Here is a 13,738-nt window from a genome sequence, read left to right as displayed (position 1 = left end):
ATAATGCATAACTTAAAAAATGTTACAACCCTTGGGTTTCCTGCTGGACCGCAACGTCAAGGGTTTCCAGATAGGGGGCTCCGTGCGTGAGAGTTACCTGCTCGCACTGTGTCTGACGCTTGCAGGCGCTTTGGCGGCGATCAGTCTGTTCTTCGTGCGCAGGGAACGCGCCCTCCGTCGGCGGCTGACGCGCGACGAGTTGACCGGCGTGTTGAGTCAGCAGGAATTGCATCGCCGTGCCCGCGCCTGGTTGACGCAAAAAGAGGGGCCCGCGCGCCGAGGCGCTTTTTTTCTTGTCAGTTTTGAACAATACGCCGAGATCAGCGCCATGCTGCGTGCCGGCGAAGACCAGGCGCTGCTGGTGCTGGTTGCCGATCGCTTAAGCCTGATCAGCCGGACGCTGGGCGGCATGGTGGCCCGAAGCGGTACCGATTCATTCACCATATGCGTGCCCGAGGTGGACGAAGTGGGCGCCGCACAGGTGTCTGCCAAGCTGCTGGAAGACCTTAGCGAACCCTACGCGCTGGGTGGGCGGACCTTGATAGCGGTCTTCAGGGTAGGCGCGGCGCTGTATCCCGAGCATGGCCGCACGGTCGAAGAACTGCAACGCTGCGTGCAGGTTGCCATGGTGTCGCTCAAAGAGCGCGGTGGACCGGGCTGGAACCTGTTTGACTTCCGCCTGCTGGCGCGGCATCGCGATGAGCAGGGCCTGGAAAACGATCTGCGCCTGGCCTTGACCACGCCGGCCATGGAACAGTTCGAGCTTTTCTACCAGCCGGTTTGCGATAGCGGCTCCGGCGTCGTGCAGGGTTGCGAGGCCTTGTTGCGCTGGCATCACCCCACGTTGGGCAGCGTGTCGCCCGCCGTCACCATCGAGCTGGCCGAGCGCAGCGGCCTGATTGTTCCGCTGGGCGCCTGGATCCTGGAACGCGCCTGCTCGCAGGCCGCCCTGTGGCCGCCGGCATGGCGCGTGCATGTGAATCTGTCCGTCAAGCAGATGAATGAAGACGGACTGGTGCAGTTGATTGCCGACGTGCTGAAGGCCACGCAGTTGTCGCCCAGCAAACTGGTATTGGAAATCACCGAGTCAATTTTCATCCTGCACTACGAGCGGCACGTGAAGATGCTGAACACGCTGCGCGCACAGGGCATCGGCATTGCGCTGGATGATTTTGGCTGTGGCTATTCCAGCCTGAACCATCTGCGCCATCTGCCCATCGACTGGGTCAAGATCGATCGCAGCTTCATTTCCGCGCTGGAGTCCGACGCCGGCAGCCGCGAGGTGGTCTCCGCCCTTTTCGGCTTGTGTCAGGCGATGCGTCTGCCAGTTGTGGCCGAAGGCGTGGAGACCGAAGGCCAGCGCGAAATCTTGAAGTCGCTGGGCTGCCGGGTGATGCAGGGCTTCCTCTTGGGGCGGCCCGCTCCCGCCTCGGAAATCCAGGCTTTGGCCTCGGCGGTGTCATAATCGGGGTTGCTTGCAAACCCGACCTGTTGACTCCCTATGCCCGGCAATACCCTAGGTACCCTTTTTACCGTCACGAATTTCGGCGAATCCCACGGGCCGGCCATCGGTTGCGTCGTGGATGGCTGTCCCCCGGGGCTGAGCCTGGACGCCGCCGATATCCAGCTTGAACTGGATCGCCGCCGCCCTGGCACGTCGCGTCACGTCACGCAGCGCCAGGAAGCCGACCAGGTTGAAATCCTGTCGGGCGTATACGAAGGCGTCACCACCGGGACCCCCATCGGTCTGCTGATCCGCAACACGGACGCACGCAGCAAAGACTACTCAAACATTGCCGACACATTTCGCCCGGGCCATGCCGATTACGCCTACTGGCGCAAATTCGGCGTGCGCGATCCGCGCGGCGGCGGCCGTTCGTCGGCCCGCCTGACGGCGCCCACAGTGGCGGCCGGCGCCATCGCCAAGAAATGGCTGGCCGAACAATATGGCGTGAAGGTGCGCGGCTACATGAGCCAGCTGGGGCCCATCGCGATTCCGTTCGAGTCCTGGGACGAGGTGCCCAACAACCCCTTCTACGCGCCCAACGCGCAGGTCGTGCCGGAACTTGAAGCCTATATGGACCAATTGCGCCGCGATGGGGATTCCGTCGGCGCGCGCATTGAAGTCGTCGCGGAGAACCTGCCAGCCGGCTGGGGCGAACCCATCTACGACCGCCTGGATGCCGACATCGCGCACGTGATGATGGGCCTGAACGCCGTGAAGGGCGTTTCCATCGGCGCGGGCTTTGACTGCATCGCCCAGCGCGGTTCCGAGCACGGCGACGAGATCACGCCCGATGGCTTCCTGACCAACCGCGCGGGCGGCGTGCTGGGCGGTATTTCAACGGGCCAGCCGATCACGGTGTCGCTGGCCATCAAGCCCACGTCCAGCATTCGCGTGGAACGCCGCTCGGTCAATCGTGCGAATGAGCCTGTCATGGTGCAGACGCTGGGCCGCCACGATCCGTGCGTCGGCATTCGCGCCACGCCCATCGCCGAAGCCATGCTGGCGCTGGTGCTCATCGACCACGCGCTGCGCCATCGCGGCCAGTGCGGCGACCCGCTTTGATCCCCACAATCTTGCCATCGACTCCAGGAGGCCGACTTGAAACGTAAACCTCATCTGTTGCGCGGCGCCGGCGCTGTGCTTGCCTTGGCACTGCTGGGCGCTTGCACGGGCATGAACACCACGCAGTCCGGCGCCATCGGCGTGAACCGTACGCAGTACATGTCCAGTCTGGTGCCGTCCCAGGCGCTGGAGCAGGAAGCCAGCCAGCAATATGCCGACATCCTCAAGCAGGCGCAGGCCAAGGGCCTGTTGGACCGCGACGCCCAGCAACTGTCGCGCGTGCGCGCCATTTCGCAGCGGCTGATCGCGCAGGCGGGTGTATTCCGGCCTGACGCGGTGGGTTGGAAATGGGAAGAGCATGTGATATCCAGCGATGAAATCAACGCGTGGTGCATGCCCGGCGGCAAGATCGCCGTCTATACCGGCCTGCTGACCAAGATCAAGCCCTCCGACGACGAGCTTGCGGCGGTGTTGGGCCACGAGATCGCCCACGCGCTGCGCGAACATGCGCGCGAGCGCGTCTCGCAGCAGATGGCCACGAACCTGGGCTTGTCGGTGCTGTCCATCGCCACGGGTTCCAGCGCCGCGTCCGATCTGGGCGGCCAGCTGACCGATGTGATGTTCTCACTGCCCAACAGCCGTACCCACGAAACCGAGGCCGACCGCATGGGTGTCGAACTTGCGGCCCGCGCTGGTTTCGACCCGCGCGCCGCCGTCACGTTGTGGCAGAAGATGGGCGCGGCCAGCAGCGGCAACGCGCCGCCGGAAATCCTGTCGACGCACCCGTCGGCAGAGTCTCGCATCACCGACCTGCAAGCCGCCGCGCAGCAAGTGCTGCCGCTGTATCAGCAAGCAAAGAAATAGCCGCATCGTCCTGCAATCGCGGGAAAAAAAATACGCCGCCCGGAGATCCAGGCGGCGTATTTTATTGCAGGCACCGGCTATGCCTTTGCCTTTGCCTTTGCCTATGCCTATGCCTGTGCCGCGCCGGCTGCGGGCTTGACGCCCGGGCCGCGCATCACGGCGATGCCCAGGCCAGCCAGGATGCGCTGCGTTTCGGCGTCGGGCACGTCCTCGGCGTAGACGTCGATGTTCAGCGAACGAGCCGTCTCCAGCACCGACGCCGTCAACTGCTGGCTGCCCGGGCTTTGCGACATGCCGCCCACAAAACCGCCGCCCAGCTTCACATAGGACAAGGGCAGGGTATGCAACTGCGCCACGGCGCCAAACTGCTGCGCCAGACGGCGCACGCCGATATGCGCGCCAAACTCCGAGGTCACGCGCGCCAGCGTGGCGATCTGCTCGTGGCATTCCACCAAGCCGTGCGCGTCGATTTCAAGATACAGGCGATGTGCCAGCGGACGGCGTTCGGTCAGCAACAGCGCCAATTGACGGAAGAACTTCTGGCCCCGTAGCGACGGCAGCGCCACGCGCACCGCCAGTTCGCCCGGGTTGTCCGCCAGCCAGTCCAGGCCAAGGCGCACCGATTCCAGATCGCAGTCGGCCACCAGGTCAAGACGTACCGCCGGCGGGATGAACAGCGTGGCGGGAATGGCGACCTGGTCGGGCGCCGTGCGCAGCATCAGCATTGCCTCGGTGCGCAGCGCGGTGCCCTCGGCGGCTAGCAGATGCTCGGTCGCAAGCTCGAAATGCTGCTCTTCCAGCGCGGTCAGGATCGCGTCCTTCCACGCCCGTTCGCCCGATTCCGACGGAGACTGCATGTCCGTCGCACCCGCAATCACCACTTGATCGCTATTGGCGCTTTCAGCGCGCATCAAGCCAAAGTCCAGCCGCGCCAGCACGGGGCCGGCCTGGCTGCCTTGGCCATAGTCCGTCATGGCCAGCGCCCAACGGCACAAATGCCCTTCGCCCACCGGAATGCGCGTGGAGTGCAGATCCGTGCGCAGCCGTTCGGCAACCATCATCGCCTGGGGCGCGGCGCAACCGGGCAGCAGCAATGCAAAGTCTGAACCATTCAAGCGCGCCAGCAACGGGGCCGACACGTTCAGCGCCTTCAAGGCACCCTGGATGCGTTCGCAAGCGGCGCGCAGCCACTGGTCGATGAATTCGCGCGGCATATGGCGGTTCAGGTCGGCCAGGTCGCGCTGGCGGAACACCAGCACATGGCCGCCCGTCACGCCCGGTGCTTCCAGCGCACGGCGGAATTCGTTCACGAAATACTTGCGGTTCGGCAGGCGCGTGACCGGGTCCTGGTTCAGTTCCAGTTCCAGCGATTCGATCTTGGCGTTCTGTTCCTCAACGCTGGCGTAGACCCGCTCGCGCGTCTGGTTCAAGGCCTGCACCACGCCCGACAACTCGGGCACGCGCGCCTCTACCTGTTCGGGCGGCGTGTCGCGCCCGATGCTGCGCACGTGGTCGCTGATTTCGCGCAGCAGGCGGTTCTTGATCCAGCCCACCAGCACGAACGCAAACACCGCCCACAGCACGCCCGCGCCGACCACCAGCGCGATCATCTTCAAGCTGCTGCGCCACAGCGCTTCCCAGGCGTACGAGTCGTTGGCGATCAGCGTCACTTCGCCCACCTGACGCCAGCCGTCGCTGACCGCGTGGCTGGCCGGTTGCGTGTCCAGCGGCGCCAGCTTCTGAAACCATGCCGGCACCGACTTCGGCGTGGCGGTGGACCGCCGTTCGATCAGCACCTTGCCATCCGGATCCGCCAGCCTCACCAACGAGAAATGCCCGCCGTCATACAGCGCCGACACCAGCAGTTCCTGCAACACCGGATCGTTGTTCGCGGGCTGCGACAAGGACAGCGCCAGCGACACGGCCGCGTCGGTGCTCTGTACCTGCAACTGGCCGGACAGGTATTCCCGCGCCGAATTCACGCTAAGCGCCAGCGTACCCAGCAAAATCACGCCGATTGCCAGGGTAACGCTTAGCAGTAACTGTCGAAGTATGGACATAGTCTTATTTCCGGACATCAGGGGCGGATGCCTTCCCGTTCCATGCGTTGAAGTAGATCACGCCAGCGGCTCAGGCGGTCAACCGGTGCGGCGGGCTTGCCGTCCACGTAGACGCCGTCGGCGTTGAAGCTGAAAACCGGCGTCAGGTCGCGTCGCTGCGTGGCCGGCAGGATCGTTGAAATCAAGCTGTCCAGCACCAGCGGGACCGCGTTGGGGGTGTCGTAATAGCCCAGCACCATGTGGGCGACCTGGCTGCTGCTGGCCGGTCCGCCCACGCGCGCGCGGACGTAAATGAAACGCAGCTTGTTGGCGGGCACGCCCATAGCCAGCAACGTGAAGTACTTGCCGATGACGTAGTCTTCGCAATCGCCGGCGCCCCTGCCCAGGGATTCCAGCGGCGTGGCCCAGTAGTCTGCCTGCTTCCAAAGGGTGATGTCTTCGCCGGACAGCAGGGACTGATTCCAGAAATCGTTCGCGGTCGTCAGCTTGTCACGCTCTTCGGGCGGGGGCGGGTTGCGTAGCAGCTGTAGCCAGTTGCCCACCGATTTCGCGCCCTTGGCGCCGTAGCGGCTGGCGGCCAGGCTTTGCAGCCGGTCCGAGCTGACCTCCAGGGCGAAACTTCCGCCCCAGACGCAAGCCAGGCACAGCAACATCAACCGGCATAGACCCCGCAGGCCGCGGAAACGGTGAGTCGAAGACATGAAACGGATTTTCACATTTTTCCAGCGCGTATAAGGCACGCCTGAAAAAAATATAGGGGGAAGGCGGTTGCCCGCCGTCCCCCCCTGCGCATACGCGACTACGGCTTAGCTGTGGTCGACGTTCAACTTACCCTTTTGCAGCAGGTCATTGATGATGGCCTGGTTGCTCATGGTGCCGTTGCCCGTCAGGTCCACGTTCTCAAGCACGATCTTCTGGTCGGCGCCTTGGGCGATCTGGCCCTTGGTGTTGATGTCGATGACCGTGTTGTTGCCTTCCTTGTGGATGTTCAGGAACTGCGTCAGCGTGCCGTCCTTCTCACCGATCAGCAGGTCCTTCAGGTCCAGCACGTCGCCGCCATTGGCCAGGGTGTCCGCCGAGAAGTCCTTGATGGTGTCGACGGCCGGGGTGCCAACCGAGCCCTGGTCGTTCAACTCCCACTTGAACGTGTCGCTGCCCAGGCCGCCGTACAACGTGTCGTTGCCCGCGCCACCGATCAGCGTGTCATTGCCCGCGCCGCCGTCCAGCGTGTCGTTGCCCGCACCGCCATGCAGCAGGTCGTTGCCGGCGCCACCGTACAGGATGTCGTTGCCGTCATCGCCGTACAGGGAGTCGTCGCCGCCCTGGCCGTAGATGATGTCATCGCCCGTGCCGCCGTGCACCGTATCGTTGCCGCCGCGCGGATCATCCGCAATGTTGAACTGCGCGTGGTTGGCCTTCAGGTAGTCATAGACCTCGGCGCTGGTTGCCGCATGACCATTCTGGTAAGCCAGGAAGTCTTGCAGCGCCTTCAAGCCCTGACCATCGTGCGAACCGGCGGCGACATTCCCCCAGGCAAGGTGATCGGTATTGATCGTGTCGCCGAAGATGATGTCGTTGCCGGCACCGCCGTTGATGACGTCATTACCCACCACGGCCGGGTCGGTGCTGGAGCTGCCGCCTTGCAGGGCAGCCGCCAGGTCCGCACCCTTCAGCACGATGTCGACTTGACCCGCAGGCGCGACGACGACCTGGCTGGCGGCGTAGGCTGCCAACGAGATATTGTCGATGTTCACCGTTGCATTCGAGTTGTTGTTCGTGCCATCCACCACTTCATAAACAAAGCGGTAATCGCCGGACGTCAACATCTTGGATGTGATGGTCGTCGTGCTGCTGAAGCCAGAGTTCGACGTCCCGCCATCGACACCGACCCACGTCTTGGAGACGGCATCGTAGCGCTGCAACGTCCAGGTGAATTGGTCGCCCGTGCTGAAATTGGACGTTTGAACCGTGAAGCTCAGCTTTCCGAATTCGCCGATGGAGATCTTCGTGTCGTTTGTCGCGGTGGTGCTGCTACCGCCGGCAAAGTCCACAAGCCTGAGTACGCCGTTGGTCTTGGACACCGACCCGGACTGCGAACCCGTACCGGTCGTAGTCCAGTTGCTGATGTTATTCAAGCCCGAGTTGCTGCTGCTGCCGAAGGTGGCCAAGGAATAGTCGGTGCTGTCGCCGAAAGTCGTGTAGGAAGTGCCGCCGCCGCCTGTGTTATCGAACAGACGCAGATAGTCTGCATTCACGCCGTTACCGATGCCGATGCCGTGCACGGTACTTACCTTGGACAACGGATCGAAGGCGTTGACCGATTCTTGCAAAGTCGTGGCGCTGGTCGAGCTACCCGTGCCGTTAAGGTTGCCATAACGGTCGTAGTAGTACGTGGGATCGCCGTCGGTCAGGAAGAACGTGACGTTTTCGTAGCCTGCCGCTGCGGTTTTGCCGGCCGTAGCCTGGCTGTTGAACCACGACACAGCCGTATTGAACGCAGCCTCGTAGTTGGTTCCGCCATTGGCCGACAGGTTGCCGATGGCGTCCGTCAGTTGCTTCAGGTTGGACTGCGACAGGTTTTGCAGCGTCAGGTTCTGGCCGGCGTGGGCGGCAAAGCCGATCAGCGTCACGTTGACCGTTCCGTCGTGTCCCGCCAACTGGTTAGCCAACGACTTCAGCGCGTCAATGACGAGCTTCATCCGCGAATTGGCATAGCTGACGTTTTCGCTGCCGTTCAGGCCATAAGCCATGCTGCCCGACGTATCCACGACCAGGGCAATGTTGTAGTTCTTGCCCGGCTCCACGGTCACGACCGTACCGCCCTTGTCGCCCAGGATGATGTCGTCGCCCGAACCGCCGTTCAGCACCGGCGTCGTACCCGTGCCGCTGCCGACGTTTTCGCCCGTCACCATGTTGTTGGTGTTCAACACAAAGTTGTACGTGCCCGACGTGTTCTGGCCACCGTGGTCCGTGCCGCCGTTGTCACGCACCTGGAAGCCAATCGAGGTATCCAGGCCGTTGGCCGACGGCGTGAAGACCAGCTTGCCGGCGGCAATGTCCGCTGCCGAGACAGCGGTGTTCAGGCCCACGGGGTTGCCGTTCAACGTCAGCGTGCCGTCGGTCGGCAAGCGCGAGATGATCACGCTTTGCAACGCGTTGCCTTCGGCGCCGTCGCTGAAGTTGAATTCGGAGAGCGTGAAGACGTGGCTGTCGCCGATCTCTACATTGGCGGAGTTGTCCGCGGCAACCGGCGCATCGTTCGTGCCGACGATCGACACCGAGATCGGCTGCACCGTCGTGCCGTCGCCCGCCGTCACATTAAACGACTCGGAGAGCAGGGCCCCGGCCGGCAGATTCTGCACCACGGCCAAGCTGTTGTTCAGCGTGTAGGTCCAGTTGCCGTTGGCGTCAATCGAGAACGTGCCGTACTTGCCGACCACGTTGGTCTGCGCCAGGACGCCGCTTTGGCCGACGTCCGCGTCCACCACGTTCACCTTGCCGGTGGTCGTCAGGGTGTAGTCCTCGGTCACCGTGCCAGAGGTCTGGCCGGTGATGACCGGGGCGTCGTTCGTGCCCGTGATGGTAACCGTGACAGGCAGCTGCGCCGTACCGCCGTGGCCGTCGTTGACGGTCACGGTGATGGTGTCGGTCACCTGCTGGCCTTCCTTCAGGCCCTGGACGCTGGCGCTGGTGTTATTAAGCGTGTAGGTCCACTTGCCACCCGAATCCACCACAAACGTGCCATACGTGCCGGCGCCGTTGTTGCTGACGGACCAGGTGTGCGTGTCGGTGAGGTCGATGTCCGTCTTGGTCAGTTGGCCATTGGCGGTCAGCGTGCCGTCTTCCTTCACGGCGCCCGTGGCGTTGCCCGCGATGGTCGGGGCGTCATTCGTGCCCGTCACCGTCACGGTGATCACTTGCGTGGCGGTGCCGCCATGGCCGTCGTTGACGGTCACGGTGATGGTGTCGGTCACCTTTTGGCCATCCGCCAGGCCTTGCACCTTGGCATTGGCGTTGTCCAGCGTGTAGGTCCACTTGCCGTTCGCATCCACCACAAAGGCGCCATACGTGCCCTTGCCGGCGTTGTTCAGCGACCAGGTGTGGGTGTCCGTCGTGTCGACGTCCGTCTTGGTCAACTGGCCGCTGACCACTTGCGTACCATCTTCGGTCACGCCGCCGGTGATGACGCCGCCCAGGGCCGGAGCGTCGTTCGTGCCGGTAACGGTGATCGTGATGGTTTGCTGCGCCGTGCCGCCATGGCCGTCGTCGACGGTCACGGTAACGGTGTCGGTCACTTGCTGGCCATCGGCCAGGGCTTGCACCTTGGCGTTGGCGTTGTCCAGCGTGTACGTCCACTTGCCGGCGCTGTCCACCGTCAGCGTGCCGTACGTGCCCTTGCCGTTGTTGCCGACCGACCAGGTGTGCGTGTCGGTAGCGTCAACGTCGGCCTTGGTCAGCTGGCCGGTGACCACTTGCGTGCCGTCTTCCTTGACGGCGCCATTGGCCACGCCGCCGATGGTCGGGGCGTCGTTGGAACCGGTGACCGTAACAACCACTTGCTGCTGCGCCGTACCGCCATGGCCATCGTCGACGGTTACGGTGATGGTGTCCGTCACCTGTTGGCCAGCGGCCAGGGCTTGCACCTTGGCGCTGGTGTTGTCCAGGTTGTACGTCCACTTGCCCGTGGCATCGACCGAGAACGTGCCGTACGTACCCTTGCCGGCGTTGTTGACCGACCAGGTGTGCGTGTCGGTCGTGTCAACGTCGATCTTGGACAGCTGACCCGACACGCTGCTCTGCGCGGCATCTTCCGTCAATGCGCCGGTGGACGCACCCGAGATGGTCGGGGCATCGTTGGTGCCGTTGATCGTGATGGTGATGTCTTGCGTGGCGGTGCCGCCATGGCCGTCGTCGACGGTCACGGTGATGGTGTCGGTCACCTGTTGGCCGGCTGCCAGGGCTTGTACCTTGGCGCTGGTGTTGTCCAGGTTGTAAGTCCACTTGCCGTTCGCATCGACCGAGAACGTGCCGTAGGTGCCCTTGCCGGCGTTGTTCACCGTCCAGGTGTGCGTGTCGGTCGCGTCAACATCGGTCTTGGACAACTGGCCCGAGATGCTGTTGGGCGCAGTATCTTCCTTGACCGTGCCGACGGACGTGCCCGAGATCGTCGGAGCATCGTTGGAGCCGTTGACCGTGATCGTGATCGTCTTTTGCGCCGTACCGCCATGGCCGTCGTCAACGGTCACGGTGATGGTGTCCGTCACCTGTTGGCCGGCAGCCAGGGCTTGCACCTTGGCGCTGGTGTTGTCCAGGTTGTAGGTCCACTTGCCGTTCGCATCGACCGAGAACGTGCCGTAGGCGCCCTTGCCGGCGTTGTTCACCGTCCAGGTGTGCGTGTCGGTCGCGTCAACATCGGTCTTGGTCAGTTGGCCGGTGACGCTCGATTGCGTTGCATCTTCGGTGACCGCGCCGGTGGACGTACCCGAGATCGCCGGCGCGTCGTTGGTACCGGTGACCGTGATCGTGACGGTTTGCTGCGCCGTACCGCCATGGCCGTCGTTGACGGTCACGATGATGGTGTCCGTCACCTGTTGGCCGGCAGCCAGCGCTTGTACCTTGGCGCTGGTGTTGTTCAGGTTGTAGGTCCAGTTGCCATTGCCATCAACAGAGAACGAACCGTACGTTCCCTTGCCGTCGTTGTTGACGGTCCAGGTGTGCGTGTCCGTTGTATCGACGTCGGCGACATTCAGCTTGCCGGTGGCGACCAAGGAGCCGTCTTCGGCGACTGCACCGTCGGCCTTGCCGGTCACGACGGGGATGTCGTTGGTACCGACGATCGTGACAACGACCTGACCCGTCGTGCCGTCAGCGGTGGTGACGGTAAACGTTTCGGTCAGGGTCTTGCCAGCGCCCAGGCCTTGGACAGCCGGGTCGTTGTTGGTCAGGTTGTACGTCCATGCGCCGTTTGCGCCGACGGAGAACGTGCCGTGTTGGCCAGGAGCGTTCGTCTGAACTTGGAACACGGCTTGGCCGACGTCCGGATCGGTGACGTCAAGCTTGCCACCCACGGACAGCGTCTTGTCTTCGATGACTTCGCCCTTGTCGCTGTCAGGCGTAGACGGGGTGATGATCGCGCCGTCATCGGTACCGTTAATCGTGACCGTAACGTCCTTAGTGACGACGCCGCCGTTGCCATCATCGACCGTGACGGTGAACGTTTCGGTAATCGACTGGCCCGTCTTCAGACCTTGGACATCCTTATTGGCGTTGTCCAGGTTGTAGGTCCAGTTGCCATTGCCGTCGACGGAGAAGGAGCCATACGTTCCCTTGCCCTCGTTGTTAACCGTCCAGGTGTGGGTATCGGTCGTGTCGACGTCGGCCACATCCAGCTTGCCGGTTGCAACCAGCGAACCGTCTTCGGTAACTGCACCATCAGCCTTGCCGGTCACGACGGGGATGTCGTTGGTCCCGACGATCGTGACCACGACCTGACCCGTCGTGCCGTCAGCGGTGGTGACGGTAAACGTTTCGGTCAGGGTCTTGCCAGCGCCCAAGCCTTGGACAGCCGGGTCATTGTTCGTGAGGTTGTACGTCCACGCGCCATTGGCACCGACAGAGAACGTACCGTGTTGGCCAGGAGCGTTCGTCTGAACTTGGAACACGGCTTGGCCGACGTCCGGATCGGTGACGTCGAGCTTGCCGCTGACGGACGACTTCTCGTCTTCAATGACTTCGCCCTTGTCGCTGTCAGGAGTAGAAGGCGTGATGATCGCGCCGTCATCCGTGCCATTGATCGTGACCGTAACGTCCTTGGTGACCACACCGCCATTGCCGTCGTCCACCGTGACGGTGAACGTTTCGGTGATCGATTGGCCGGTCTTCAGACCCTGAACGTCCTTATTGGCGTTGTCCAGGTTGTAGGTCCAGTTGCCATTGCCATCAACAGAGAACGAACCGTACGTACCCTTGCCGCCGTTGTTAACCGTCCAGCTATGCGTATCGGTCGTATCGACGTCGGCCACATCCAGCTTGCCGGTTGCAACCAGCGAACCGTCTTCGGTAACTGCACCATCAGCCTTGCCGGTCACGACGGGGATGTCGTTGGTACCGACGATCGTGACCACGACCTGACCCGTCGTGCCGTCAGCGGTCGTAACCGTGAAGGTTTCGGTCAACGTCTTGCCAGCGCCCAAGCCTTGGACAGCCGGGTCGTTGTTGGTCAGGTTGTACGTCCATGCGCCGTTCGCGTCGACGGAGAATGTGCCGTGTTGCCCGGCCGTGTTGGTTTGAGCCTGGAACACGGCTTGACCAGCGTCCGGATCGGTGACGTTGAGCTTGCCGTCAACAGACAGCGTCTTGTCTTCGATCACTTCGCCCTTGTCAGCGCCCGGAGCTCCCGGATTGATGATCGCGCCGTCATCCGTGCCATTGATCGTGACCGTAACGTCCTTGGTGACCACACCCCCATTGCCGTCGTTCACCGTGACGGTGAACGTCTCGGTGATCGATTGGCCCGTCTTCAGACCTTGGACGTCCTTATTAGCGTTGTCCAGGTTGTAGGTCCAGTTGCCCGACGAGTCGACGGAGAACGAGCCGTACGTGCCCTTGCCGTCGTCGTTAACCGTCCAGCTATGTGTGTCGGTCGTATCGACGTCGGCGACATCCAGCTTGCCGGTGGCGACCAGCGAACCGTCTTCCGTGACGGCGCCGTCAGCCTTGCCGGTCACGACGGGGATGTCGTTGGTACCGACGATCGTGACCACGACCTGACCGGTCGTGCCGTCAGCGGTGGTGACGGTAAACGTTTCGGTCAGGGTCTTGCCAGCGCCCAGGCCTTGGACAGCCGGGTCGTTGTTGGTCAGGTTGTACGTCCATGCGCCGTTCGCGCCGACGGAGAACGTGCCGTGTTGACCAGGAGCGTTCGTCTGAACTTGGAACACGGCTTGGCCGACGTCCGGATCGGTGACGTCGAGCTTGCCGCCCACGGAGAGCGTCTTGTCTTCGATGACTTGGCCCTTGTCGCTGTCAGGCGTGGAAGGGGTGATGATCGCGCCGTCATCGGTACCGTTAATCGTGACCGTAACGTCCTTGGTGACCACGCCGCCGTTGCCATCATCGACCGTGACGGTGAACGTTTCAATAATCGACTGGCCCGTCTTCAGCCCCTGGACGTCCTTGTTGGCGTTGTCCAGGTTGTAGGTCCAGTTGCCATTGCCATCAACGGAGAACGAACCGTACGTACCCT

Annotated in this window: 6 protein-coding genes; 3 read left to right on the top strand and 3 right to left on the bottom strand. The window is 62.9% G+C overall.

The window, feature by feature from the left end:
- Positions 1 to 82 precede the first annotated feature (82 nt).
- Genes V6F88_RS26600 through V6F88_RS26590 form a run of 3 tightly spaced genes read left to right on the top strand, consistent with a single transcriptional unit; the run spans position 83 to position 3,433 of the window.
- The gene (locus tag V6F88_RS26600; protein ID WP_332613432.1) at positions 83 to 1,465 is read left to right on the top strand and encodes a putative bifunctional diguanylate cyclase/phosphodiesterase; all 1,383 of its coding nucleotides are present in this window, start codon (positions 83 to 85) and stop codon (positions 1,463 to 1,465) included.
- Positions 1,466 to 1,501: 36 nt separating this feature from the next.
- On the top strand, positions 1,502 to 2,569 hold the full coding sequence (gene aroC / locus V6F88_RS26595) for a chorismate synthase (RefSeq protein WP_332613336.1): 1,068 nt from the start codon (positions 1,502 to 1,504) through the stop codon (positions 2,567 to 2,569).
- 36 nt (positions 2,570 to 2,605) lie between these two features.
- Complete coding sequence (locus V6F88_RS26590) at positions 2,606 to 3,433, top strand: M48 family metallopeptidase (protein ID WP_332613335.1); 828 nt, start codon at positions 2,606 to 2,608, stop codon at positions 3,431 to 3,433.
- 107 nt (positions 3,434 to 3,540) lie between these two features.
- Here the strand turns inward: V6F88_RS26590 and V6F88_RS26585 are convergent, their stop codons facing one another.
- The 3 genes from V6F88_RS26585 to V6F88_RS26575 all read right to left on the bottom strand — a co-directional run.
- The gene (locus V6F88_RS26585; protein WP_332613334.1) at positions 3,541 to 5,493 is read right to left on the bottom strand and encodes a bifunctional diguanylate cyclase/phosphodiesterase; all 1,953 of its coding nucleotides are present in this window, start codon (positions 5,491 to 5,493) and stop codon (positions 3,541 to 3,543) included.
- Positions 5,494 to 5,510: 17 nt separating this feature from the next.
- Complete coding sequence (locus V6F88_RS26580; protein WP_332613333.1) at positions 5,511 to 6,194, bottom strand: transglutaminase-like cysteine peptidase; 684 nt, start codon at positions 6,192 to 6,194, stop codon at positions 5,511 to 5,513.
- Between the two features lie 105 nt (positions 6,195 to 6,299).
- A partial coding sequence (locus V6F88_RS26575) for a VCBS domain-containing protein (RefSeq protein WP_332613332.1) occupies positions 6,300 to 13,738 on the bottom strand: 7,439 nt, incomplete at its 5' end.

This window comes from Achromobacter sp. ESBL13, assembly GCF_036668755.1.
GTDB lineage: Bacteria > Pseudomonadota > Gammaproteobacteria > Burkholderiales > Burkholderiaceae_B > Achromobacter.
Note: the sequence above shows the minus strand (reverse complement) of the source record. Positions and strands in the feature narration are given on the sequence as shown.

Bases quoted from the DNA above. Each gene is read 5' to 3' on its own strand.
- aroC (WP_332613336.1), top strand. From the start codon at position 1,502: ATGCCCGGCAATACCCTAGGTACCCTTTTTACCGTCACGAATTTCGGC.
- V6F88_RS26585 (WP_332613334.1), bottom strand. From the start codon at position 5,493: ATGTCCATACTTCGACAGTTACTGCTAAGCGTTACCCTGGCAATCGGC.
- V6F88_RS26580 (WP_332613333.1), bottom strand. From the start codon at position 6,194: ATGTCTTCGACTCACCGTTTCCGCGGCCTGCGGGGTCTATGCCGGTTG.